General features: G+C 65.5%; 21 protein-coding genes. 8 read left to right on the forward strand and 13 right to left on the reverse strand.

Features of this window, described 5'->3' with window-relative positions; translation table 11 throughout:
- Nucleotides 1-10: 10 nt before the first annotated feature.
- The 10 genes from J8F10_RS31550 to ald all read right to left on the reverse strand — a co-directional run bounded on the left by J8F10_RS31550 (nt 11) and on the right by ald (nt 12185).
- A complete protein-coding gene (locus J8F10_RS31550) occupies nt 11-1036 on the reverse strand; it encodes a GHMP family kinase ATP-binding protein (protein WP_210660602.1) in 1026 nt (341 codons plus the stop codon).
- Between the two features lie 190 nt (nt 1037-1226).
- Nucleotides 1227-2225: a Gfo/Idh/MocA family protein gene (locus tag J8F10_RS31555; protein WP_210660604.1), complete on the reverse strand. Its 999-nt coding sequence runs from the start codon at nt 2223-2225 to the stop codon at nt 1227-1229.
- A complete protein-coding gene (locus tag J8F10_RS31560) occupies nt 2216-3091 on the reverse strand; it encodes an SDR family NAD(P)-dependent oxidoreductase (RefSeq protein WP_210660606.1) in 876 nt (291 codons plus the stop codon). Before J8F10_RS31560 ends, J8F10_RS31555 begins: the two co-directional genes overlap by 10 nt.
- 189 nt (nt 3092-3280) lie before the next feature.
- Complete coding sequence (locus tag J8F10_RS31565; protein ID WP_210660608.1) at nt 3281-4243, reverse strand: NAD-dependent epimerase/dehydratase family protein; 963 nt, start codon at nt 4241-4243, stop codon at nt 3281-3283.
- A gap of 56 nt (nt 4244-4299) precedes the next feature.
- Nucleotides 4300-5031, reverse strand: coding sequence for a class I SAM-dependent methyltransferase (locus J8F10_RS31570; RefSeq protein ID WP_210660610.1), 732 nt, complete (start codon nt 5029-5031; stop codon nt 4300-4302).
- Nucleotides 5028-5771 carry a dolichyl-phosphate beta-glucosyltransferase gene (locus J8F10_RS31575; RefSeq protein ID WP_210660612.1) on the reverse strand — a complete coding sequence of 248 codons (744 nt, stop codon included), beginning with the start codon at nt 5769-5771 and terminating at the stop codon, nt 5028-5030. The genes J8F10_RS31570 and J8F10_RS31575 overlap by 4 nt, the downstream gene beginning before the upstream one ends.
- A 35-nt stretch (nt 5772-5806) precedes the next feature.
- Nucleotides 5807-9106, reverse strand: a complete 3300-nt coding sequence (locus J8F10_RS31580; protein ID WP_210660614.1) for a hypothetical protein — start codon at nt 9104-9106, stop codon at nt 5807-5809.
- A gap of 289 nt (nt 9107-9395) precedes the next feature.
- Complete coding sequence (locus J8F10_RS31585) at nt 9396-10223, reverse strand: alpha/beta hydrolase (RefSeq protein ID WP_210660617.1); 828 nt, start codon at nt 10221-10223, stop codon at nt 9396-9398.
- Between the two features lie 271 nt (nt 10224-10494).
- Nucleotides 10495-10980: a hypothetical protein gene (locus J8F10_RS31590; protein ID WP_210660618.1), complete on the reverse strand. Its 486-nt coding sequence runs from the start codon at nt 10978-10980 to the stop codon at nt 10495-10497.
- 101 nt (nt 10981-11081) lie between these two features.
- A complete protein-coding gene (gene ald, locus J8F10_RS31595; protein ID WP_210660620.1) occupies nt 11082-12185 on the reverse strand; it encodes an alanine dehydrogenase in 1104 nt (367 codons plus the stop codon).
- Nucleotides 12186-12445: 260 nt separating this feature from the next.
- Between ald and J8F10_RS31600 the strand changes: the two genes are divergently transcribed.
- The 3 genes from J8F10_RS31600 to J8F10_RS31610 all read left to right on the forward strand — a co-directional run bounded on the left by J8F10_RS31600 (nt 12446) and on the right by J8F10_RS31610 (nt 16594).
- A complete protein-coding gene (locus tag J8F10_RS31600; RefSeq protein ID WP_210660622.1) occupies nt 12446-13321 on the forward strand; it encodes a hypothetical protein in 876 nt (291 codons plus the stop codon).
- A 193-nt stretch (nt 13322-13514) separates the two neighbouring features.
- Nucleotides 13515-14258, forward strand: coding sequence for an ABC transporter ATP-binding protein (locus J8F10_RS31605; protein ID WP_210660624.1), 744 nt, complete (start codon nt 13515-13517; stop codon nt 14256-14258).
- A gap of 620 nt (nt 14259-14878) precedes the next feature.
- Nucleotides 14879-16594 carry a putative ABC transporter permease subunit gene (locus tag J8F10_RS31610; RefSeq protein ID WP_210660626.1) on the forward strand — a complete coding sequence of 572 codons (1716 nt, stop codon included), beginning with the start codon at nt 14879-14881 and terminating at the stop codon, nt 16592-16594.
- A gap of 25 nt (nt 16595-16619) precedes the next feature.
- Here J8F10_RS31610 and mog read toward each other — a convergent pair whose 3' ends face one another.
- The gene (gene mog, locus J8F10_RS31615; protein ID WP_210660628.1) at nt 16620-17141 is read right to left on the reverse strand and encodes a molybdopterin adenylyltransferase; all 522 of its coding nucleotides are present in this window, start codon (nt 17139-17141) and stop codon (nt 16620-16622) included.
- Nucleotides 17142-17271: 130 nt separating this feature from the next.
- Here mog and J8F10_RS31620 point away from each other — a divergent pair, with 130 nt between their 5' ends.
- The 3 genes from J8F10_RS31620 to J8F10_RS31630 are packed head-to-tail and all read left to right on the forward strand — an operon-like array spanning nt 17272 to nt 21579.
- Nucleotides 17272-18480, forward strand: coding sequence for an iron-containing alcohol dehydrogenase (locus tag J8F10_RS31620; RefSeq protein ID WP_246523681.1), 1209 nt, complete (start codon nt 17272-17274; stop codon nt 18478-18480).
- A 58-nt stretch (nt 18481-18538) separates the two neighbouring features.
- Nucleotides 18539-19930 carry a glycosyltransferase 87 family protein gene (locus tag J8F10_RS31625; protein ID WP_210660630.1) on the forward strand — a complete coding sequence of 464 codons (1392 nt, stop codon included), beginning with the start codon at nt 18539-18541 and terminating at the stop codon, nt 19928-19930.
- Nucleotides 19927-21579 carry a phospholipid carrier-dependent glycosyltransferase gene (locus J8F10_RS31630; protein WP_210660632.1) on the forward strand — a complete coding sequence of 551 codons (1653 nt, stop codon included), beginning with the start codon at nt 19927-19929 and terminating at the stop codon, nt 21577-21579. The genes J8F10_RS31625 and J8F10_RS31630 overlap by 4 nt, the downstream gene beginning before the upstream one ends.
- Before the next feature lie 93 nt (nt 21580-21672).
- On the opposite strand, the gene J8F10_RS31635 is transcribed toward J8F10_RS31630, so the two are convergent.
- Nucleotides 21673-22446: a 3-keto-disaccharide hydrolase gene (locus tag J8F10_RS31635; RefSeq protein WP_210660634.1), complete on the reverse strand. Its 774-nt coding sequence runs from the start codon at nt 22444-22446 to the stop codon at nt 21673-21675.
- Between the two features lie 330 nt (nt 22447-22776).
- Here J8F10_RS31635 and J8F10_RS31640 point away from each other — a divergent pair, with 330 nt between their 5' ends.
- On the forward strand, nt 22777-23460 hold the full coding sequence (locus tag J8F10_RS31640; RefSeq protein ID WP_210660635.1) for an SOS response-associated peptidase: 684 nt from the start codon (nt 22777-22779) through the stop codon (nt 23458-23460).
- Between the two features lie 46 nt (nt 23461-23506).
- Nucleotides 23507-23818 (forward strand): putative quinol monooxygenase, encoded by a 312-nt coding sequence (locus tag J8F10_RS31645; protein WP_210660637.1) that lies wholly within the window; start codon nt 23507-23509, stop codon nt 23816-23818.
- Nucleotides 23819-24028: 210 nt separating this feature from the next.
- On the opposite strand, the gene J8F10_RS31650 is transcribed toward J8F10_RS31645, so the two are convergent.
- Nucleotides 24029-25309, reverse strand: a complete 1281-nt coding sequence (locus tag J8F10_RS31650; RefSeq protein ID WP_210660639.1) for a hypothetical protein — start codon at nt 25307-25309, stop codon at nt 24029-24031.
- Between the last annotated feature and the right edge of the window lie 205 nt (nt 25310-25514).

Raw genomic sequence — 25514 nt, forward strand, 5'->3', positions numbered from 1 at the left:
CGGTACCGGGTTACGCCGCCCGGCGGATCGCGGGGCGCAGCGCCGGCGAGGGGGTCGCCCCGCTCACGATGCGCGTGCCCTCGAAATCGAACCGGAACGGAACCTGCTGCAGCCCGGCTTCGGTCATCACATCGGTGAGTTGCTCGGCGTCCTCGGTGTAGAACATGAGGAACCCGCCGCCGCCGGCGCCGATCAGCTTGCCGCCCAAGCCGCCGTTCTTGAGGCCGAGGTCGTACCACTCGTCGATGCGGGAGTTCGACATGTTCCCGCTGCGCTTCTTCTTCGACCGCCAGTGGACGTTCATCAGTTCCGCGAAGGCCCGCAGGTCGCCGCCTTCAAGGGCGTCCTTGCTCTTCAGCCCCAGGTCCTTGATGAAGTGCAGGTTGTCGATCATCGACTGGTCGGCGGCCTTCGTCTTCGTGTCCTGCTCGCGCAGCACCTCGGACGCGGACCGCGTGTACCCGGTGAAGTACAGTACGAGGTTCTGTTCGAGCTTGCGGAGCGTGTCCGACGACGCCCGGAGCGGCCAGTATTCCACGTGCCCGTCCGGGTGGAACCGGAAGCACGTGACCCCGCCGACCGCGGCGATGAACTGGTCCTGCTTGCCGACCGGTTCCTTGAGCCGGTCGATTTCGATGTGGCACGCTTGCTCGGCGATCTCGGCCGCGCTCGGGTTCCCGTTGCGGAGCGCGTGGAGCCCGCGCAGGAGCGCCGTGCAGAAGCTCCCGGACGAGCCCAGCCCCGTGCCGGCCGGGATGTCGGCCATCGCCGCGATCTCCAGCCCGTCCGCGGGAGTGCCCACGAGCCGCATGGCTTCGCGCACGAGCGGGTGCTGGACCTCGCCCACGTCCGTCACGCGCTCGGTCTGGGAATACTTGAGGATCATCTCCGGCAGAATGGTCCGGTTGATGACGATGTGAACGTGCCGATCGATCGCCGCCGCGACGAGGAACCCGGTGTGCTCGCGGTAGTACGACGGCAGGTCGGTGCCGCCCCCGCCGAGCGAGATGCGGAGCGGGCTTCGCGTGATAATCATCGGTCACTCCGCTTCCGTGCGGTGTGGAGCATTTGAGGCAGCCGCGCATCGCGCGGTATTGTAATAGTCGGTTACAAGGTGGCCCGCGGTTCAGAGTTTGCCGAAGAATCTGCTCGCGCTGCCGTCGCGTTTTCTTCGGGCGCCTCGGTCGCGGTGCGGCCCTGGTCGGGTGGAGCGAATCAACGCCGTATCAAGCGGCCCGCTGCTCCCCGCCGGAGTGCTGGTACACGGCCGCGACCACGTCGAGGGCCGCGACCGCGTCCGTCAGCGTCGCGCCCAGCCCGGTCGTACCCGCGATTGCGTTCTCGAAGTCCCGGAACTCGGCGTTCCACGACGTATCTTCGCCCGGGTACTCCCAGATGGTCGTTTCCGGCGGACCCATTTGCGGCAGCATGCGGTAGTACGCGAGCCGCTCGACACCGTAGCTCCCGCCGAGGCCGTCGATCTGGAGCTTCCCGGTGCGGCCATAAATTTCGAGGCAGAACAGGTTCTTCCACTCGGAGCAGCTCGCGTGCAGCCACCCCACTTGCCCGCCCGCGTGGTGCAGGCAGACGAACCCGTTGTCCTCGACCGGCATGTCCCAGAAAAACGTCCCCGCGAACCCGCTCACGCTCGCCACGTCGCCGAGGAACCAGCGCGTGAGGTCGATCAGGTGAACGCCCTGGTCGAGCAACTCGCCGCCCCCAGCGAGCGCCGGGTTCGCGCGCCATTCGCGGTCGTAGCCCACGCGCCCGCCGTGCCCGTAGCGCCCGCGGACGAACATCAGCGGCCCGCACGCGCCCGCATCGACGAGTTCGCGCGCCTTGCGCAGCGCCGGGTGGAACCGGTGGTTGAACCCGACGCGGACCGTCACCCCCGCGCTCTTCGCCGCGGCCGCAACGGGGCGGAGTTCGTCCGCCGCGCGCGCCGCGGGCTTCTCCACGAGAACGTGCTTGCCCGCGCGAACCGCCCCGAGGGTGATCGCCGCGAGCGCGTCGTTGATCGTTGCCACGACGACCGCGTCGATGTCGGCTCGGGCGACCAGGTCGCGCCAGTCCGCGCTTGCTGCACATCCTGGGTACGATTTGGCGAGTTGGGCCGCGCGCTCCAGGACCGCGTCCGCGGTGCCCGCGACAGTGTGCCCCAGGGCGGCGATGGACTTCGCGCGCTTCCCACCGATCAACCCGCACCCCACGATGGCTACGCGCACTTCTTCCACCCCCCGCGGTCGTCCGGTGTGATCCGGCGCAGCGTATAAATGTCGCCGGCGGCCAACTCGTCTTTCTTCTCGGGCAGGCCCGCCCAGTCGTCCCACACCGCACTAATCAGGCGCCCGGAGATGCCGTCGGACGCGGCGGAGGCCAACCACGTCACGAGTGCCGCGGCCTTGTCCGGGGGCGTGCCGCCGTTCGCACCTCGCGCGACTGCGGCTTCGTACTCGGCCCGCGCCCGACCCGGTCCGGCGGCCAGTACTTCGTTCAGCATCCGGGTGTTCATCGCACCGGGTGCGACCGCGTTAATCGTGACCCCGGTACCGGCCAACTCCTGCGCGAGCGTCTCGGTGAACCGGACCAGCGCGCACTTGGACGCGGCGTAGGCGGCGAAGTCCGGGCGCGGACCGGTCGCACCGCCTCCAGAAACGTTAATCACGCGCCCGAACCCGTGCTCGATCATGCCCGGGAGTACCGCTCGCGTGAGCCACACGGGAGCGAGCAGATTAACGCGGAACACGTCTTCCCAGCCGCCTCCGCCTTCGGCCACGAACGGCCCGATCGTGCCCTGAACGGCCGCATTGTTCACAAGAACGTCGATGCGCCCGAAGTCGGACAGGCACGACGCGATCGCGGCTCCGGTGCCGGCGCGGTCGGTCAGGTCAACTGGGTAGATCCGCGCCTCAGAGCCCTCGGCCCGAACCGCATCGGCCGCTTGTTGAAGCGCGCCGGCGTCGCGGGCCAGTAAGCCCAGGCGCGCCCCGTTCGCGGCGAGCGCCCGAGCCAGGGCCGACCCCAGTCCCCGGGACGCGCCCGTGACAACGGCGACGCGGCCGGCCAGTGGCTTCACGGTCCGCGAATCCATCCGGTTTCCTTCCGGAGCAACGGCCAATCACCGGTCGCGGTAATTTGCACGGGTTGGGAATAAGAACGAAGCGTCTATAGCCGAGGTGAGAAACACGCTGCAAGGCCAACTGTGGTGTCCGGGGCCTTTGTAACAAGTGAGGCCCGGAGCGGGTGCCCCGGGCCTCGTGTGGCGCGTGTCTTGCAGGCATCAGGCCGCGTGGCGCGATTCCAGAACCCACGGGTTCGCGCGGAGGTAGTCGAGCGTGCGCACGACCGCCTCGCGGATGGTCAGCGTCTGGCGCCAGCCGAGCGACTTGAGTTTCGCGGTGTCGAGGAAGATGAACGGGCTGTCGCCGATCCACCCGCGCGCGCCACCGGTGTGGTTCACCTTGGGGGTCAACCCGAGCCGCTCGCAGATCCACCCCAGGGAGTCATCGACCTGGCAGTACTCGTCGGCGCCCAGGTTCACCACGGTGACCGGGTCCGTGGCCCTCTCCACCACGGTGAGGATCGCGTTGATGCAGTCCTGCACGTAGAGGTAGCTCTTCCGCTGCTTGCCGTTGCCGAGCACCTCAATGGCGTGCGGGTTGGCGAGCAGCTTCGCGTAGAAGTCGAACACGTGCCCGTGGGTGTAGCGCTCGCCCAGGATCGAGACGAACCGGAAGATGAACGCCTGGAACCCGAACCCGGTCGCGTAGGCCGAGATCAGCGCCTCGCCCGCGACCTTGCTGGCCGCGTACAGGCTCGTCTGGACCGGGAACGGGGCGTTCTCGGGCGTCGGGAACACTTCCGCTTCGCCGTACACGGACCCGGTGGACGAGAACCCGATGCGCTTCACCCCGTTCAGGCGCATCGCTTCGAGCACGTTGAACGTGGCGATCGTGTTCTGCTGGAGGTCGCGGTCCGGGTGGTCGGTGCCGAACCGGACGTCCGCGTTGGCCGCGAGGTGGAACACGACGTCGTGCCCCGCGACCGCGCGCGCGAGAGCGGCTTTGTCGAGCAGGTCGCCCTCGTCGAGGGCGAACCGGTCGCTCGTCCGCGCGTCCGCGAGGAACTCGTGCCGGCCCGTGCTGAAGTTGTCGAACGCGGTCACGTGGTGGCCGGCCGCGAGGAGCCGGTCCACCAAGTTGCTGCCGATGAACCCGGCCCCGCCGGTAACGAAGTAGCGCATCTGTTGTAATCTCGCACTCGTTCGGGAATCTCTCGCGACCGACGCCGGTCGCTGTGTCAGGCGGCGAGGCGCACGGCCTGTGCCGCGCGTGGGCGCCGGAGCACCAGTTTGATCGGCGTGGCCGGGGTAAGTAGGGTCGGCCACACGACGCCGAATTGGAGGATCCACCGGCCCCGGGGGATCAGGGAGAATTCTTCGAGCTCGAACCCGCTCGCGGTCGCCGCGGTCAGCAGTTGCTTGGCGGTGTACTGAAACGTTACCGGGTGCCCGCGGCGTTTCACCCACGACAGCGGCCCGTGTACGACGCGCTCGAACAGGTTGAACACGGACCCCACCGTGCTTTCGACGACCACCGCTTTGCCGCCCGGGGCGCACACGCGGAACATCTCCTGGACGCACCGGCGCATGTTGGCAAAATTTTCGCGGATCGAGTGCCCGGTGACGTGGTGCAGTACGTTTTGCTGCATCACACAGTCGAAGCTCCCGTCGGGAAACGGGAGGTCCAGGAACGACCCGGATTTGAACGTGCTGTTCGCGGTCGGGCCGGGACCGTCTTTGAGGAACAGGTCCACGGCGGTGACGTGCCCGGCCAGCGCCGTATCGAAGTTGAAGAACCCGCCGTTGCCGATGTCCAGCAGCGCGTCGGCCCCGCGCACCTCGCGCTCGACGGCCCGCTGGGTGTGCTGGTAGCACTCGAGCTTGGACTGGTTCTCGATGTACTGGTCGTTATCGGCGAACCACGCCGCGTTAGCGTCAACGGTCGCCTGCGAGCTGCCCGATCCCATCATTTACTCCACGCTTGGGGCGCGGCGCGCCGCGCCGAACCGAACCGGATGCGGAACAGGTCTTTCAGATTTTTCCAGTTGCCCGAAACCAGTTTCAGGCGCGTGTCACCGTCGTCCCGCCACGCGACGCCGATCTCTTTGATGCGGTACCCGGCTCGAACGGCCAGGGAGAGGATCTCGACGTCGAACATGTACCCGTCGATCCGCTGGCGCGAGAACAGGTCGCGGGCCACCTCGGCGCGGAAGAACTTGAACCCGCACTGCGTGTCACCGATCCCGTAGAGCCCGACCAGCGGCCTCATGATCAGTGCGAACCCCTTGGAGCCGAGGCGCCGGTACCACGGCTGGCGCACGCGGATGTCCGCCCCTACCGCGGCCCGGGAGCCGATCACGATGTCGTAATCGTGGTCGAACCAGGGCAGTATCTTTTCGATCTCCTCGATCGTCACCTTATAGTCCGCGTCGAGGAACCCGATGACGTCGCCGCGCGCGGCCAGCACGCCCTCGCGCACCCCGCGCCCCTTACCCCGGCGCTCGGGGGCGCCCATGACCCGGACCGGCAGCTCCCCCGCGAGAGCCGCCGCGGCTTCCCGGGTGCCGTCGGCGCCGTCGGCCGCGACGATCAGTTCGTAGGTGACCCCGCGCGGCGCGAGGTAGTCCCGGATCGCGCGGAGCGTGCGCTGGATCGTCGCGACCTCGTTGAACGCGGGGACCACCAGACTCAGGTGCGGGGGCGCGGCCATCGGAGCTAGCTCCTGGGTTTTCGTCGTGCGACCGGTTACGGGGACGGCTGCGTCGGCTCGAAGCCGACGAACCGGAGGTGCGCGCCGACGGCCCGTCCGTCCGGGTGCGGGAGCACTTGTGTGTTCGAGAATCGGCATTCGAGCCCGCGCGCTTGAGCCATCTTCCCGCCGGCGGGGGCGCGGACCTCGAACGCGCCCGGGGCCAGCGCCCGTTTCGCGACTTCGGTGCCGTCGATCAGAACCGTCAGTTCGGTGCGGAACGTGCCGTCTCGCGCGACGTCGGGGACCTCCCCGCGGACGACCGCGTCGCGGTCCGGACCCGCCTGCCAGAGGCGCACCGAGAGGGCCTTTTCGCCCCACCCGTCGGCCGCGATGCCGAGCACGTTCGCCTTCGGGTGGCTCAGGTCGGCCGGGGTCGCGCCGATCTTCTCCGGCGGGCGCGAGAGGGCTTCGTTCTTCGGCTCGAAACCGACGGAGGCGAGGTGCGCGACCACGCGCCGCTCGTCCGGTGCGGGGAGCGCTTGATCGGCCGAGAACCGGACCTCGATCCACCGCGGGCCGGTGCCCGCGCCGCCGGGGGCGCGGAGCTCGAAATTGCCGACACTTAGGACGCGCTTCTCCACCGGCATTCCGTCGACCAGTACCGTCACTTCGGTGCGGAACCCGGACCCGGTCGGCGACACCTGCGGGATCATTCCGCGGATCACCGCTTCTTGGTCGGGGGCCGGTTGCGCCAGCCGGATCTTGAACTCCGTGTCGACCCACCCCTCTTCGTAGAAGCCGGAGTACTCGAGGTGCGGGTGGGCCAGATCGCCGGGGAATTTCGCGATCTGTTGTGGCGGGCGGAACGCGGCGTAATCCTCCTCCGACAGAACCGAGATGTCGCGGGCGTGGGTGGCGAGCATCCGCCGGTCGCGCGCCAGGCCCGCGCCCCACAACTGCTCGGCCGCGCACAGGCGGTTCGGGTTGCGCGTCGCCGCGCCGAAGCCGAGCGCCAGGTAGCGGCTGGAGCCGACCGCCTGGGGCGCCACGGGTGGCGAAACGAGCCGTGCCGCCCCGGCCCCGATCGAGCCGAACGCGGCGCTCCGGTCCCCGAATAACTGTACCGGGGCCACGTTGCGCCGCACCGGATCAGTGCTGTACGAGTTGGTGCAACTGACCAGTACCCGGACTTGGGGTGACGGGTTGAGGACGTCGAGCACCACCGCGTGACCGACCCCGGCCATCGTCCGCGGGCGGAACATCGGGTCGCCCTCTAATAGAAACAAGGCGACGTTCTCCGGGTCGGTGATCCCGCCGATGAAGTGTTGGCGCGCGCCGGACGCGTCGCAGAACACGGCGAAATTCTTCAAATCGGTCAGCGGGGCGTAAATCAAGGGCGGACCGGTTTCCGGGAAATAGTGGCGGTTCAGTACCGACACGCAGCCCCCCCCGGCCGCGACCATCACCCGTTCGGGCCGCTCCCGCGACCGGTCCCAGGTGGGGTACTCCAGTCGGTGGAGCGGGAGCCCGGTGTCCGGGTGGGTAATCGTGTGACTGTTTCTCTCTCGCGCGCCGTAGAACCCGGTCCGTATTCCCACGAGCGCGTCCTGCTGTTCCGGGTGGAGGCGGACCCAGAGCGCTTGCTCGATGAGCCGCAGCCCGCCGTAAGCCATGTCGTCGAACGGGGCGTACCCGATCTGCCCGACCGGGACGCCCCGGATCTCCGCGGCGAACAGCTTGAGGAGCACGTTGTTTTCGGTCGCGAGCAGCACCCGGTCGACCTCGCCACGGGCCACCCGCGCCGCGTGGGCGGTCCGGAACTCGGACAGCAGTTGGCGCGTGTTCGCGGCCGGCAGGTCACCGCGGGCCTCCCGCCCCCGGCTCTGGTCGACGTACCAGAATTGGGTCCGCGCGTTTAATCCCGCGACCCCGGCCACCAGCACGGCCGCCACCACTGCGCCCCACTGCGCCCGCCGCGACACGACCCACCCGGCCGCCACCGCCCACAGGAACGGCTGGGCAAACATCGCAATCTTGAACAGACCGAACGCGGACCTTTGGACGTAGAGAGTAGCGGCCAGTGCCGCGGCCACCACGAGCGCCGCGGCGAAGGTCCGGCGGCGGCGGAGGCTGGTGACGAACGGAACCAAGATGGCGGCCAAGAGCGCGGCCCCCAGTGCGATGCACACGTTTTGTAATAGCGGCGACTCGGGACCGGCTATCGGCAGCAGCCCCCATACCAGTGCCGGGCCGCGCGGGGTCAGGAAATACGGGAAAATGTCCGCGATGATCGTCGAACTGGACGTGCCGCTCTTGGATTGTCCGACCAGGAACCCGAAGATCCCGTGCATGTACACCGGCAACAGCGCCACCATCACCACGATCGCCACCGCCGCGTGTGCGAGGTACCCGCCCGCGGTCCGCCGGGGCAGTGCCCACACACCGACCACCACGCACGCCCCGACCAGGATCGGGATCACCTCCGGGTAGAACACCGACAGTCCCGCGAGCAGCACTCCGCACACCCCGCCCCGCCGCAGGAGCGCGTCCCACCGCAGCCGGCGGAAGCGCCCGCACAGTAGCACCAGCGCCGCGCACAGAACGGCCAGCCCGCTCACTTGGCCGATGAGCTGCTGCACGACCCCGTAGGTCGACGCCGCGGACACCGCCAGCAGCGCGCACGCGACCGCGGCCCCGCGCCGCCCGATGCCCGTACCGGCCAGCGCGCCTGCTGAGGCCACGAGTGACAGATTCAGCGCGACGATTGTGGGCATGAACACTTGTTGCGCCGACAGCCCGGTCCATGCCGACACCAGCGCGAGCAACAGATCCGATCCGGGGCGCACCTGGGACATGATGAACCCGAACCAGTACGCTCGTGTCGGGTCGCGCCCCTCGGTCAGCCCGTCGAGGGTCGGGGGCTCCACGAACCCGTGTTCGCGGTACCCGGTCGCCATTAGGCAGTAGTTGGCCATGTCGTCGTTGCCGTTGGCCACCCAATCAAACCCGTAACCGAACAGCGGCCACGCGGTCAGCCCGAACGCCCCGACCAGCACCACCGCGAACACGCGCGCGCGCCGCCACAGGCCCCGCGCTCGGGCCGCGGTCGGTCGGGCGCGCCACAACACGCCCAGCGCGCCCGCGAGGAGCGCGCCGCCGACGGGTGCCGCCGAGAGGCGCACGGGTACTTCAAACCGTACCAGTATGTAGGTAGGGATGACGAGCGTCACGAACCCGATGGTCGGGGCGAGGAGCAGCGTTACCGTGGTCCAGCGGAACCGGGCGAGCTTCAGTACCGCGGTGCCGATGACCGCCCAGCCCACGAACAGTGCCCAGGTTAAAAGGACCGCCACTTGTCACCCTCCGTCCGAATCGGCGCAGTTACTACCCGTATCGGCCGTTCGCCGCGCCGACTGAAGCGGGCACGCGGTCGTTGCGGTTGTTACCGAGCGGGGCGGGTCGTTCGCCCGCGCGAACGCGGGACGTGGCTTGACCATGCCGGTTAGGGGTAATAGCGAATTTGGCGCGTTACCGCAATGCGACTCGTGCGGGGGGACTGGCGCAATTCGTTCGCGCGTTCGAGGTGCCGATCGGCGGGCGATCTCCGGCACGCGCCGCTTTAACACAAGGCCCAAGAAGTGATTACGGCGCGTGCGCGTGCAGGAAATTTACCAGCGCCGGTGTGTACGATTCGCCGGGCAGCACACTGTGCCCCGCGCCTTCGAGCCGGACGAAGCATTTCGGCTCGTTCGCGGCGGCGGAGAGTTGTTCCGAGTGGTCGAACGGCACCACGCTGTCGGCGGTTCCGTGAACGAGGAACACCGGGCGCGGGCACCGGCCGATCTTCGCGAGGTTGTCGAACCGCGTGCGCATGAGAGTGTGAACGGGTAGGAACGGGAAGTGGTGCTTCGCGGCGGCCGGGAGACTGGTGAACGTGTAAATGAGCACGAGCGCGCGGTGCTCGCGCTTCGTGGCCAGTTCGACCGCCGTTCCGCCGCCGAGCGACTCGCCGCAAAGGATGATCCGGTTCGGGGCGACCCGCGCTTCGTCCGTCAGCCACCTGTACGCGGCATCGCCGGCCGCGTAGCAGCCCTCTTCGGTGGGCTTCCCGGCGCTCTTGCCGTAGCCGGGGTAATCGAACAGCAGCACGCCCGCGCCGAGCGCCCGGCGCAGGTCGGCCGCGAGGCGCCCGCGGTGGGTGAGGTTCCCGCCGTTGCCGTTGGCGACCAGCACCGCGCCGTGCTGCGGCGACTCCGGTGGAATCCAGCGCCCGAAGATTTTGGTGCCGTCGGCGGAGTCGAACTGCACGTCTTGTGTGCGGTCGTCTTCCGGCTTCAGCCACGCTTCTTCCGCCGAAGACGGGCGGAACACGAGTTGACGCTCGATGAACCAGAACACAACGACGATCCCCAGATAAGCGACGAGGAGCAACACCGCCCAACGGCGCACGCGGCGAAGGGGTGATGGCATAAGAAAATCCGCCACGGATGAACACAGAAAACACGGATCAAGACAGAAGGCAGATTAGCCACAAAAAGCACAAAAGAGGACAGAGGACAGAGGACATTTGAAAATCTGTTAGGGCGACAGCGAGTTCTGGCCTTCTGGTTTTGATTTGCTCTCTGCCTTCTGAACTCTGTTTTCTGTCCTCTGCTCCTTTTGTGCTTTTTCGTGACCATCTCCTCTTCATTCTCTCTTGTCTGATCCGCGTTATCGTTTATCTGCGGCTCTTCCTTGTTCCTCATTCCTCAATTTCCACACGAAAGCCTTCCACCGCGATAATCAATTCCGCGAGAACGGCCCAGGCGCCGTCGGGCTTGTTGCGGTCGACCAGCACGAACGGCACGCCCGCGAGCCGCGACGCTTCGCCCTCTTCGTCGTCCGTGTCGCCGATGCTGGCAATGATCTGGTACTCGCGGGCGAGGCGTGCATGGACCTCGGCTTTGTGGCGCTTCGATCCTTGCCAGTTAGGGCAGTAATAGACGTTGCGGTGCCCCGGGAGCCGGTGCTCCGCGAGGAAGTCGTCCGTTCCCTTGCGGCTCACCTCTGTGCGCGCCGTGACGTAGTGAACCTCGACCTTCTGCCGGTGCAGGCGCGAGAGCACGTCGAGTGCGGCCCGGAGCGGGCACGCGAACCCGGTACACACCGTTTCGTCTAGGTCGACGATGAGCGCCAACCGCTTGGCTGGTACGTCATCACCGAACAGTTGTCGGGCGAGATCATTCATGGCGAACGGCCGGCGTGAGCCGGCTCGGTGAAAGTTACCTGGACGGAGGACGTGACCGGGACGCGATCGCTCACCAGCCGGCTCACGCCGGCCGTTCGCCGTTACACCGCGGATACGCACTCCAGACCGAACGTTTCGGCGACGGCCTGGTTCGTCACCTGGCCGGCCTTAATGTTCACACCCGCGAGCAGCGCCGCGTTTTCCTTCACCGCGCGCTCCGGCCCCTTGTTCGCCAGTTGCAGCGCGTAGGGGAGCGTCACGTTGGTGAGCGCGTAGGTGCTCGTGCGGCCGACCGCCCCGGGCATGTTGGTCACGCAGTAGTGAACGATGTCGTCCACGATGTACGTCGGCTTCGCGTGCGTCGTCGGCAAGCTCGTCTCGAAGCACCCGCCCTGGTCGATGGCGACGTCGATGACGACCGCGCGCGGGGGCATCTTCTTGAGATCCTCGCGCCGGACGAGGTGCGGGGCCTTGGCGCCCGGAATGAGCACGGCGCCGATCACGAGGTCCGATTGCTGGAGGCAGTCGAGGATGTTCAGCCGGTTGCTGAACACGGTCGTCACGTTCTGCGGCATCACGTCGTCGATGTACCGCAGGCGGTCGAGGTTCACGTCGAGAATGAACACGTTCGCGCCCAACCCGGCCGCGACGCGGGCCGCGTTCGCGCCGACGATCCCGGCGCCGATGACGGACACCGTGGCCGGCGGCACGCCGGGAACGCCCGCGAGCAGAATCCCGCGCCCGTCGAACGGCCGTTCCAGGTACTTCGCCCCTTCCTGAATGCTCATGCGCCCGGCCACCTCGCTCATCGGCGTGAGGAGCGGGAGCGCGCCCTTCGCGTCTTTGATTGTCTCGTAGGCGATCGCGGTGATGCCGGACTTGATGACGGCTTCGGTCAGGTGCTTGTCCGCGGCGAAGTGGAAGTACGTGAACACGGTCTGGCCGCTGCGCATGTGCTGCCACTCGGCCCGCATCGGCTCCTTCACCTTCACGATGAGGTCCGCCCGCTTCCACACGTCGGCGTCACTCGCGACGATCTCCGCGCCGGTGGCGACGTACTGCTCGTCGCTGACCCCGGACCCCGAGCCGGCCCCGGACTGAATGAGGACGGTGTGCCCGGCGCGCGTGAGCTCCTCCACGCCCGCGGGCACCATCGCGACGCGGTACTCGTCCTGTTTCACTTCTTTGGGGACGCCGACAATCATGACAGACCTCAAAAGTCGAAGGTTCACGTTATGAGATTGAAGCGGCCGACCGATCGTTACGACCGGCCGCTCCACACGGAACTCGGAAATCGTGTACCCGGAACTACTGATTTAGGAACCCGCGGAGAAGTGAAACAAGGGAAACGGCTCTCACGATGAAATGCCTTGTCCCGCACGGCGTCAGATGTCTAGGATTGAGAAGGCTCTTTGAGCCGCTCCGGGTTTCACGTCTTGTTGGTTCGGGTCACGGGTGCTTTATCATGCCGCCGCGTTCCGCTGTTGCGGTCATCGTCGCGTTCTGGCTCGCCATCACTGCTTACATCGCGTACCGCGACGTGTGGCCGCGCGTGTTCGCGTCCGGCCCGCCGCCGGTCACGATCGAACTCGCGGACGAGGCCAAGCAGAACATCCCCGCGCGGTGGACGCTGTACCGCAACGGGCAGCGGGTCGGCAAACTCACGACCCTGATGAAGTACCACGACGCGGACGACGCCTTTCAGTTCAGCTACCGCTACACGCAGCTCCAACTCGAACAGGGCGGTATCACGCTCGAAGTCCCGGAAGCCACCTCGGACGTGCGCATGACCCGGAGCGGCGACCTGAAAGAGCAGAGCCTGACCGCGCGGGTCAAAGCGGTTACCCGCGGCATCACAATCGAGGGCACGATCGACGTGCGCGGGGAAGTCAAAAACAACAAGCTGACCGGGCGCGCCGAATTGAAAAGCGCCCTGCTCACGATCGCGAGCGACCTCGAACCGATGGAAGTGAAGCAGGGGCAACCGCTGAACCCGCTCCAACCGGTGAACCGCATCAACGGCGTGCGCGGCGGGCACCGGTGGAACGTTCACGAGTACAACCCGCTTCAGGACGCGCTCGGTGACTTGATTCGCAAACAAATCGCCAAGAGCGGGATATCGCTCGGTGCTCCTAAACCTAAAGCCTCACTTATCGCGGACGTGGACCGTTCGCCGCGAAACCTGCTGTGGCAGAACCAGGAAATCGCGTGCTGGGTGATCGAGTACCGGCGCGACGCGGACGTGATCGCCCGCACCTGGGTGCAAGTCACCGACGGCAAGGTGCTGCGCCAGGAAGCGTCCGAGGGCGGTGAATCGCTCATGTTCGACCGGGAAGATTGATCTCAATTTCTGTCTGTACCCCGAAGGGGTTGTACATCGGAGCCCAGGGTCGCAACGCGCCCCTGGGAACTCAATGACTACGACTACGACGGTGGCTTTTGTTTCCCAGGGTGCGCTCGCGTTGCGACCGACCCTGGGCTCCGATGTACAACCCCTTCGGGTAAGAAACAAAAACGGCGGGGTAGGTTCAGCCATGATCCGAATCGACAATGTCACAAAACTCTACGGCCCGAAGGTCGCGGTGCAAGACCTCAGCTTGCACGTCCCCGCGGGCGAACTGTTCGCCTTTCTGGGGCCGAACGGGGCCGGGAAGACGACCACCATCAAGATGCTCTGCGGACTGCTCTTCCCCACAACCGGGAGCGTGAGCATCGGCGGGTTCAATGTGCGTACCCAGGGCGACCACGCCCGCGCACTCGTCAGCTACGTGCCCGACCAGCCGTTCCTTTATGAGAAACTGACCGGGCGCGAGTTCCTCCAGTTCACGGCCGATCTCTACGCGATGCCGGCGGCGAAAGTTGCGGAGAAAATCGAAGAGGTGATCGAGCTGTTCCACCTCGACGAGTTCGTGGACGACCTCACCGAGCGCTACTCGCACGGGATGCGCCAGCGCACCGTGTTCGCCGCGGCGCTCGTTCACGATCCGAAGTTGCTGATCGCCGACGAACCGACCGTGGGTTTGGACCCGAAGAGCATCCGCGAACTCAAAGTGCTGCTCCGCAAGCTCGCGGCCGGAGGAATGACGGTGTTCCTCAGCACACACACACTGGACATCGCCCAGGAACTCGCCGACCGCATCGGGATCTTGGACCGCGGTCAGCTCCTCGGGTGCGGCACCATGAGCGATCTGCGCAAGCAAGCGAACCAGGACGGGAGTCTCGAAGACCTGTTCATGAAGATCACAGAAGAAACGCCGAATGAGGCCGCGCCGGTCTGAACTCTGTTTGCACCGAAACGAGAGATGCCACCGCCGAAGGTGTTGCGCCCATACCGCCGCGATTGCATCCACCAGTGCCATCGATTGAAGGCTGCGCGAGCCGGAAACAGTAAGTGAAACTGCTTGATTTTTCCGTACACTAGTATACAATTGATTAATGGCGACTATGTAGGTCGACTTCCTCGTTTGAGGGGACACAGATGGGGCATCAGTGCCACCGTAATACGGAGGTCTCGTTTTGAACGAGCCGCGACCGCAAGGGAGCGGGGCTGTAGCTCCCCGTGCGCTGAATTGCGCCCGCTAAAAATTGCCTAACGCCTCTCGCTCCCTTGCGGTCGCGGCTCGTAATCTGAAATCGAGCTAAATGTGAGCCTGGAGTCGCAATTTTTGGGGTGATTGTTAGCGTTTGTTAGCCGTTTTTGGCTCGTCGCTAGAAGCGTGGAAATTACCAAGTGTTTGAAGTGTCAGTAGTTGGATCGTTTTCGCGGTCTATGGGATGGCGCAGGTCCAAAAATGTTAGTGTTTGTTAGCTCGGGCGGGGTGAAGTGAGTGGCGCAGGTCGCCTCGGAACTCCGAGAACCGGGGCCGTTGGTTCAAGAATGGGTTAGGGGAACCGAAACATGGGTGCTGAAATTCCCGCCGTCGCCGATCAGGGCGCGCTGTTTCGGCGCCTCCGCGCGCAACTGTTTCGTAACGGTCTGCGTGTGGCCCTCGAGAACGGCCGCGTGCGGTTGCTCACCATGATCGCCACGAGCGGGCTCGTGGCCGCGTTCACGTTCGCGGTGAGCCTGTACTTGTTCAACCAGCTCGCGGTCAACAACATCCCGTTCAAGGGGGCCATTGTCGAAGCGCTCTTCGACCTGCTGTTCTTCACGCTCGGCACGATGCTCATCTTCTCGACCGGCATCATCCTCTACGCGAGCCTGTTCACCAGTCCAGAAGCGCGGTTCCTGCTCTGTTCGCCGGCCCGCGCGGACCAGATTTTTGCGATGAAGTTCCAGGCCGCGGTGATGTTCAGTTCGTGGGGGTTCGTGGTCCTCGGTGTGCCGATCTTCGTGGCCTACGGCATCATGTCGAGCGTACCGTGGTACTTCTACCCGCTCTTGCCCGCGTACCTGTTCGGCTACGTGCTCCTGCCCGGCTCCGTGTCCGCCGCCGGGTGCCTGTTACTCGTGCGGTACATGCCCCGGAACCGCAAACAGTTCTTCGCGCTCGTCGGACTGGTTCTCGCGCTCGCTCTCGTGATTTGGGGGTACCGGGTGGTGATGAGCTTGAGGCGATCACTCGTGACGAGTGGGCGGGAACTCGACGACCTCATCGGACAGTTCAGCTTGCTGCGGAGCAGTTTCTCGCCGAGTCACTGGATGACGAGCGGGGTGATGGCCGCGGCCCGCGGGAACCTGAACGCGGCACTGATCCCGCTCGCGCAGGTGTGGAGTAACGGGCTACTGTTCTTCGTTTTCGCGGCGTGGATCGCGCGGCGCATCTACCGGACCGCGTATGATCGAATTTCGGCGTTCGGTCGCGGGAAGAAGATTTACGGCACCAGCCCGCTCGACCGAATGATGGAAACGCTCGTGTGGTACCTCGACAAGCGCACCCGCGTCCTCGTGGTGAAGGATTTTCGCACGTTCCGGCGCGACCCGACGCAGTGGGCCGTGCTCGCCATTTTCGCGGTGCTCATGCTGATCGGGGCGAGCAACTTCCGCCAATACTATTCCGCCGACATCGGGATCATGGACAAGTACGCGATCAGCCTCATGAACCTCTGCGGGACCGCGATTCTGATGTGCGCCGGCTTGAGCCGGTTCATCTTCCCGCTGATCTCGCTGGAGGGGCGGAAGTTCTGGATTCTGGGCCTCACGCCGGTCAGTCGCGATCAGATTTTGTGGGGGAAGTTCGCGTTCGCCGCGACCGGGTCGCTGATCGTGGCCGAGACGCTCATTCTGGGGAGCGACTTGCTACTCACGCTCCCCGCGGAGGCGATACTGCTGCACGCGGTTGCGGTCGCGATAGTGGCAATCGGACTGAGCGCGCTGAACGTGGGGCTGGGCGCCTACCTGCCGACGTTCCGCGAAACGGACCCGTCGAAGATCGTGGTCGGGTTCGGCGGCACCGTGAACATGGTGACGGGCCTCGCGTTCCTCGTCACGGTGATAGGCGTGATGGTGGTGCCGTTCCACGTCACGCAACTCGCGAAAAGCGCGACGGGGGGCGCGGCGAAAATCAACCCGTGGGTGTTCGTGGGCATCCCGGTCGGGCTGATTATCGGCGCGCTCGCGATCGTACTGCCGCTCCGACACGGGGCACGGTCGTTGCGCGAAATGGAGTTCTGATCCAACTGAACCGCGTAAGGTCGAATCACACTTTGGGCCGGAACGCCTTCACCACGGCCTCATTCGTGGTCAAGAACGGCCCACCGATGAGGTCGACGCAGTAGGGGATCGCGGGCATCACCGCGAGCAGGCACTCGCGGATCGCGGTCGGCTTGCCGGGGAGGTTCACGATGAGCGTCTTTCCGCGAATGCCGGCCGTTTGTCGCGACAGGATTGCGGTGGGGACGGACTTCAGCGACACCTGGCGCATGAGTTCGCCGAAGCCCGGCAGTAGCTTTTCGCACACGGCTTCGGTCGCTTCGGGCGTCACGTCGCGTTTGGCCGGACCGGTGCCGCCGGTGGTGACGATGAGGCAACACCCCTCATCATCACACATTGCCTTCAGGGTCGCTTCGATTTGTTCCTGCTCGTCCGGGATCACCATCGCGTGCGGCTGCCACTCGCACGAGAGGAACTCCGTGAGGCACGCGCGGATCGCCGGTCCGCCTCGATCCTCGTACACGCCGTGACTGGCCCGATCGGAAACGGTGAGGATGCCGATACGCATGGGAGGGGTTGGGTCAGGATTCGGGGAAAGAACCGCGTGAGCGATCGCACGCGGTGTAGTATAACCGCCCGGTATTCAGCGGCATTCACCCTCGCGCCCCGAATTTCATCCTGAACCCCGAATCTTCATCATGCGCACCTGGTCCTTCTCCTCCGCCGGCGCACTGTTCTTCGGACGCAACGCGGTCCAGTTCCACCTCCGCGAAGCATGCGAGCGGCTCGGCGCGAAGCGCGCGTTCATCGTAACGGATTCGATCTTGGTGAAAGTGGGCCTGCTCGCACAAACGACCGAGCCGCTCACCGCGGGAAGCGTGGCGTTCGCGCACTTCGACAAGATCACGCCGGAACCGGGCGTGGAACTCGTGCGCGAGTGCGTCGCGGCGGCGCGGGCCTTCGCTCCAGACGTGATTATTGGATTGGGCGGGGGGAGCAACATCGACACGGCCAAGCTCGTGTCGATGATCCTGGCCCACGGCGGCGACCCGCTCGATTACACCGGTGATTGCCGCGTACCGGGACCGGTCAAGCCGCTCATCTGCATCCCGACCACGGCCGGTACCGGGTCGGAAGTCTCCGCCGCGGCCGTGTTCACCGACACCGCGAACCACATCAAGGTGAGCTGCCTCAGCCCGTTCTTGCGACCCGCGTTCGCGATCGTCGATCCCCTGTTCACTGTGAGCTGCCCACCGAAAGTAACCGCCGATTCCGGCATCGACGCCCTCACGCACGCGATCGAGGGCTTCTGCGCGGTTCACAACGACGAGTTCCCGCTCCCGAGCGGCGAGAAGACCGTTTATCAGGGCAAGAACCCGATGGCCGATCTGATGGCGGAAGAGGCTATTCAGCTCGTCGGCAAGTTCCTCCGACGCGCGGTGAAGGACGGGAACGATCTTGAAGCCCGCGACGGGATGGCACTGGCCGCGACCCTCGGTGGTCTCGCGTTCTCGAACGCAGGCGTCGCGCTGGTTCACGCGATGGAGTACCCGGTCGGCGGGGCGGTTCACGTTTCACACGGGGCCGGGAACGGACTGCTGTTGCCGTTCGTGATGCGGTTCAACTTGGAGAAGCGCGTGCGTGAAACCGTTCTGATTGGGGGCATGCTAGGCGTCTCAACTTTCTCCGGCAGTCACGCGAGCAATGCTGAGGCAACACTGCAAGCAATCGAGCAACTCCGTGCGGATATTGGCATTCCGCTCCGTCTGCGCGACATTGGTGTGACCGAAGACATGCTGCCCGGGTTCGCGTCGAAGGCGTTTGCCATCAAGCGGCTGATGCGCGTGAACCCGCGGATGCCGCAGAGCGAGGACGAAATCCTCGGCATCTATCGGGCCGCGTTCTGACCGGTGTTACGGTCGAATTCCGTCGGCTGGCGCGCTCTGGTGTGTGCTAGATTCGCACATGACTGCGCGCGGGCCGGGTGCTGAGGGAACGACTGTGGGCCGGTGGCACGCAATTGCCGCCGTTGCTCCCGTGTTCGTGCTCACCCGCGTCGCGATCTTTTTTGCGGCCACGTCCGCCACCGATTCTCAGGTGTATTACCAGTACGGCGTGGCCGCTCGCGTTTCGTCCGTGGGCACGCTCTTTCGCGAGTACGACGCCGAGTACCCTCAACTGGCCGTCCTATTTGCTGCGGGCGTCGGGTTCGTTGCGGACGCGCTGCCGCCTGGGGCGGAGCGAGTTATCGCGGCCCGACCGAGTTTCCCGTCGGACGTCGGCACCGCACGCTTCCAGGTCGCGCTCGGGCTGGTTCTCGGCGCGGTCGATATCGGCCTACTGATTCTGATCGCGCGCCTCGGGCGCGAGTTGCAGCCGAACGACCCGCGCACGCAAACATGGCGACTCGGGCTGTACGTCGCCGGGACCGCCGCACTTGGGCCGATTCTGTACGACCGGCTCGACCTCGTGGTCGGCGCCAGTGCGCTGATCGCGATTGTGGCTCTCGCATCGAGGCGGCCAATCGTCGCGTACACGATTCTGACTGCTGGCGTGGGGTTCAAACTGGTGCCAGCGGTGCTGCTGCCACTGCTTGTGGTGGCAGCCGCGGTGCGGCGCGAGGGGCGATTTTGGCCCGCGTTCGCGCGCGAAATTGTCATCGCGCTTGTGGTGTTCGCGCTGTGGCCGGTCCTGTCTGTGCTGTTTGGGGGCGGGGACCGGGCGTTCGTTTACATGAGGTATCACGCCGAGCGCGGGGTGGAATTGGGATCGGTCTACGCGGCCCCGCTTCTCGCTCAAGACACGAGCGTCGGATACGCCTTCGGCGGGTACGTGGTTCAGGGGCCGATCACGGATGGGGTCGCGAAGGCCGCACAGATTTTGACCATCGCGGGCGTCGGGTTGGCACTTCTCTTGGCGGCTCGCGCGATTCGGCGGAGCGACCCCGCGGACCGCATTTCGGTCCTCGCCACCGGCTGTGTACTGGTGTGGCTCGCGTTCATTCTGACGAGCAAGGTCGGGTCGCCGCAGTATTTACTCTGGGTCGCGCCGCTGGTGCCGCTGCTCCCATTGCGCACCAGTGCCGAGCGCGTCTGGGCGGTCGGATTCGTTGGCGCCGGTCTGCTCGCGACGCTGACTTACCCGTACTTGTGGCCGGCGGTCCACGGCGCGCCCGTACCGAATCAATCGGATACCTGGACCGGGCCGACTCCGCTCGGGTTCGCGCTACTGTTCGCCCGGTGGGGGATGGTCGCGGTGTTGACCGGCTGGCTGGCCCTCCGTTTGTGGCACTTCGACCGCACACCTGTCGTGTTCGCCGGTAGCGCTCCCCGCTCCGCAAGCGGAGGCAACCCGTGACAAGGAATCGGGCTTCCGCGCTGTTGGCGCTGGCCGTGGTCACGGGTCTCGTCGCGTGCTTCTGGTGTCGCGGGGAACGAGTTCTCGCGGCGAACGGCCCAACGTTCGACGAACCGGTCCACCTCGCGGCCGGCTATTCCTACTGGGCCACCGGCAGCTTCCGGCTCAACCCCGAACACCCGCCGCTCCTGAAACTGCTCTGGGCCGCGCCGCTGGTGTTCGGTGATCGCCCGCCGTACCCGCACGATGTCGCGCGCGAAACCAACAACGACCACTGGCACATCGGGAACGCCTTCCTCTTTCAATCGGGTCGCGCGCCGAACGAGTTGCTGAGCCCGGCCCGGCGCGTGAACCTCGCACTCGGGTGTGGGGTGGTTCTGTTGGTAGGGTGGTGGGCTTTTCGGCTGTGGAACTCGCGCATCTCGGGTATCGGCGCGGTGGGGTTCGCGGTGTGCGATCCGAATCTGCTCGCGCTCTCGTGCATTCTTTCTACCGACATCGGACTAACGCTTTTCACAGTGCTGGCGTGTTATCTCGTGTGGGAGTACACCGCGGCGCCGTCGCGCGGGTTGCTCGTCGGTGCGGGCGTCGCGTTGGGGCTTGCGCTCGGGGCGAAGTTCTCGGCACTGGCGGTCGCTTTGGGGCTCGGCGCGGCCGGAATCGTGTTCGTGCTTCGGGGCGGAAGGCTTGCGCTACCAAATGCCCCGGCCGATGTTCCGCGCGGACGCGCCCTGGCTGAGTTCGCGTTTCGGCTGGGGGTAATCGCGCTCGTAACACTGGCCGCGACCTACGGCTTCGTTCACTTCGACCAGTGGGGGCGTGGGTTGAAGTTCCAACTCACGCGGGCCGATCACGGCGACGGGATGATGTACCTGAATGGTGAACTCTCTCGTAGCGGCTGGTACCACTACTTCCTCGTTCTTTTGCCCCTGAAGTTACCACTGGGGTTGTTCGTGGGTACGTTGCTCGTGGGCACCACCGGAAGATTGCTGCGGGCGCCGCGGATCGCATTCCTGCTCGTGCCCGCGGTCGTGTTCTTCGCGCTCGCATCGTACTCGCGGGTCGATCTCGGCATCCGTGTCGTGCTACCCGTTCTGCCGTTTCTGTACGTCTTTGCGGCAGGGTTAGCGAGTGGCGCTTGTTGCCGCGCGGCGGGAACCGCTCTCCTCGTACTTTGCTTGGCGTGGGCCGGCATTTCGGCCGCGCGCGGTGACCCGCACCCCATCGCGTATTTCAACGAACTGGCCGGCGGGTCGCGCGGTGGACTTCGCTTCGTCGCAGATTCTAACGTGGATTGGGGGCAGGGGCTCCCGGCACTGAAAGCCTACCTTGATGCGAACGGGCCGGACGTCATTTACCTGTCGTACTTCGGCACCGATCGACTCGAGGCTTACGGCATCCGCTACCAACCGCTTCCCGCCTACGGGCGCGTGGGCGAACCCGGTGGCGAACTCGTTCCCGCGGACGCGCGCCACGTCGTTGTCGTGAGCGCGAACAACTTGCTCGGCATCTACCTGAACGACCCGGGTACGTTCGCGTGGTTGCGCGATCGTGAACCGACTGCGATTCTCGCCGGGAGTTTGTACGTCTTTGATCTCACCAGCGATGTGGAGGCCGTCCAGCGCCTGCGTGTACTTCCCGCGAAATGACGACGCGGGCGCCTTGCTTGTTCGGAATTGGTGCGAGGGCGGATGGCGGTGCGGTAACGCGCCCCCACCCTCGTGGGTAAGGGCGCCGGGCGGTCACTGCGGCTTCTTACCTTCGAGCGCCTTGATTTCGCGAATCCAGATGTTCCGGTACTTCACCGGGTTATTGTGGTTCTGGAGGCGAATCGGCTGTTTCAGAGGGTGCTTCTCGTAGGCGGCCGGCTTGTCGTAGTTCGTGTTCCCCTGCAGCGCGAAGTGGTTCTGCACCGCGACGCCGTTGTGAATCACGGTGACGTACCCCGGCGTGAGAACTTTCACGTCTTTTGCGCTTTCGTCGAACCGGGGTGCGGTGAAGAGGATGTCGTAGGTCTGCCACTCGCCCGGCTTCTTGCAGGCGTTCACCATCGGCGGCGTTTGCTTGTACAGGCTCCCGCACTGGCCGTCGAAGTACGTCTTGTTGTCGAACGAGTCGAGCACCTGCACCTCGTAGTGGTTCGCCAGGAACACGCCGCTGTTCCCGCGCCCCTGGCCGCTGCCGCTGACCTTCTCCGGCGTCGCGAACTCGACGTGCAACTGGTAGTCGCCGAACGAATCCTTCGTGACGATGTCCGATTTCTGAACGACCGCGTAGCCGTCCTTGATTTCCCACTTGTCGCCGTTGACCCACTTCGAGAGGTCTTTGCCGTCGAAGAGCACGGTCGCGTCGGAGGGCGGTTCGGCGTCCGTCTTACCGGGTGTGACCGGTGCCGGTTCCGGCCACACGATCCCGCTCTTGTACTCTTTCTGCCGCGCCGCGACCGCGGTCATCACGCCGAACGCGGCGACCGCCCCACCGACCGCTGCCAGAATCACCAAACGCTTACTCGCCATGAGAGGCTCCGAGTTGGAGGGAACACGCAGGAATTGTCGAACCGCGGGCGCGGGAACGCAACTGAGAAAGCGTTACTCCGCGGCTCTCCCGGGTGGTATTTTGGGAACCCGCTCCTTCCTTTCCCACGGGTGAATGAAATGTCGAACGTCAATCGGCGCAGTTTTCTCGCTTCCGCAGCAGTCGCAACGGCTGCCGCGTCGCACCTCTCGGCCGCGGGTGCGCTTCACAGCGAATAACCCGCCGCGCTCGCGAGTGCGGTTCGCCACCGACATCGGCCCGCCACCGGGCGCGCGGTATGCTCCTCGCCCTCGCACCAACCCGGACGCCCCATGCCCGCACGACTCGTCATCACCGCCGCCGAATCGGAACTCGCCGCTTTATTCGGCCTGCCACTCAGCGCGGCCAGCGCTCGGTCGTTGTCGAAGGCGCGGTACAACGTGGCGCCGTTGCACGACGTACCCGTTGTGCGAATGGCGAACGGTACACGCGAACTGGCGGACCTGCGGTGGGGACTCGTTCCCCACTGGAACACCGACGCCGCACACGAGGGCTTCGTGAACGCCCGGTCTGAAACGGTTGCACAAAAGCCCTCATTTCGCAGCGCGTTTCGGGCGCGCCGGTGTTTGGTCCCCGCGAACGGTTTCTACGGCTGGAAGCCGGGCCTCAGACGCAAACAGCCGTACTACTTCCGCCCATCGGGGAACGGAGTGTTCGTGTGCGCGGGCATTTGGGACCGGTGGGACAGCCCCGGCGGGCCGGTCGAGACGGTCGCGGTGCTGACGATGCCCTCGAACGCACTGGTGAAGCCGATGGACGAGCGGATGCCGGTCGTGGTGGGTGAAGAGCACTTCGCCGCGTGGCTCGATCCGAACGAGGCGAACCCCGAAAAACTACTCGCGCTCTTCACGCCCTATCCGGCCGACCAAATGACGTGCTGGCCCATCAGTACCCGCGTGAACGATCCGGTCGAAGACGACGCGGACCTGCTCACACCCCTCGCTGGTCCGCTATAACCAAATTCGGTTGCTTTCACGGTTTGTCGAGACATCAAGGAACCAAATGATTCACGTTATTGCGACGATCACGCTTCAACCCGGTGTGCGGAAATCCTACCTGGAAGTGTTCCAGTGGGTCACGCCGCTCGTTCGTGCGGAAACCGGGTGCATCGAGTACCAGGCCACGATCGATGTACCCACGACGCTCGCGGTGCAAGACGGCCCGCACGACAACGTGGTGACGGTGGTCGAGAAGTGGGAGAGCGTCGAGGCTCTCTACGCGCACGGCGTTACTCCCCACATGACCGAGTACCGCGAGAAAGTGAAGAACTTCGTAACCGGCGTCAAACTCGTGGTATCGGAAGCCGCTTTCTGACAACGAATTGCAAACGTGGAGCCCACACCCGGGGTTGAAACCCCGGGCTATTCCCGGTGACCCCTTTGGGGTCCGAAAACAACGAACGGTATTCACGCCCCAACGAGGTCAAATGCCTTTGTGACCCCGAATGGGGTCACCGGGAATAGCCCGGGGTTTCAACCCCGGGTGCTTTGTGATCCCATTTGGGGCCACCCCGGGTTAGGTTCTTCACTTCTTCGCCGGAGTCATGTTCACCTCGGCGGTCTTGCCGGGGATGATTTCCACGGTCCGGCGCTCGTCGCCCAGGCGCACCTCGTACCGGCCCGCGCCGAGGTTCTTCACGATCGCCTTGCCGCCAATCACCTCGACTTCGGTACGCACCACCTGAACCGAAATGCCCTCGAAGAGCCTCGCTTCCAGCGGCGGGCGCGCCGGTTCGTCGGCGGGCGCGATGAACACCTTGCCCGTGGCACCTTGCGGGGCCGTGACTTCGAGCCCGCCCGTCTTCGACACGTCGAGCGTAAAGTTTTCCGCCAGCGTGCCGGTCGCGGGGACATCGACCCATTTCCACACCGCCGGCCCGCCCGTGATCGCGGCGGAGAGCAGATAGCGACCGGGCGCCAGCTTCACGTGCTCGTAGCGGAACGGGCGCGCCTTGCCGTCACCCGGGAGCAGCGTGCTGGACCGCGGCTTCTCGTTGTCGCTGGTCCAGCGGGCCTGCTCGATCGGCAGTGAATCGAACGCGAGCTGTAGTTCCTTGAACGTCACCGTGCCCGCGGGCAAAAAGGCCGCATACGCGACGCGCACCTCGGCACCCTGCGGCGCCCCGATCACGGCCACTTCGCCGGCGACGTAGGGGGCATCGTCCGGACCGGGCTTCTCCGTGTGCGGGCGGACGTAGTCCGCCGCAAATGTGCCCGCGAGGACCGTTTGGTCCTTGTCCGGCAAGCTGATGTAGACCTTGCCGTTCACCTTTCCGTCTTTGCGCGCGCCGAGTTCGAGCGTCATCGCGTAGCCGGACGGGTGCAGGTGAATCGGCTGACCCTGTACTTCGAGCCACACCTCCGGCACGTTCGGTCCCGGTTCATCGCCGCCCTTCACCTTCCAGTTGCGGCCCAGCGCTTGCTGACCGGCCGGCGGTGCGAACTTGATTGATACCGAGCGCTCCGGCACCGGCGCACCGGGCTTCGTTAGGCGGAAGACCAACTCGTCGCTCGTGACCGAGACCTCCGGCGTCACATCGACGCCCGCAATGCTCCCGCGAACGGGCGCTGCGGGGGCGACCTGTTTGTCCGCGTCCAGTTCCCAGGGGATTTTCGGTGCCTGGGCTTTTGCCCCTTCGCCCACTGGGTTCTGTGCCACTGGAGCGGTCGGCGGATCGCCCGGTTTCGGGTCGGGTTCCAGCATGCTCGTTGGCGCCGGCGGCGATTCCGGCTTGGAGCCACACCCCATTGTGACCACGGGCGCGAAACACAACGCGATACCGAACATCATCCGTGATGTGGTCATGTTCTCATTTCTCCGCTCAAGTCGGGCTTCCGCACGTGGGCAGAGTAGACCCAGAATCGCCCCGGCGTGCAACACGAACAGCACCGGCGCTGCGGCGTCCCCGCTCGGCTAACAATTGCTAACATTCTGGGCCTTCGGGGTGCCGCTGCACTGAACTGGAATGCGTTAGCTATTGTTGTCGCAATACTTATGACGCAGTTGCCTC

Origin of the sequence: Gemmata palustris (genome assembly GCF_017939745.1) — a bacterium.
Classification (GTDB): domain Bacteria; phylum Planctomycetota; class Planctomycetia; order Gemmatales; family Gemmataceae; genus Gemmata; species Gemmata palustris.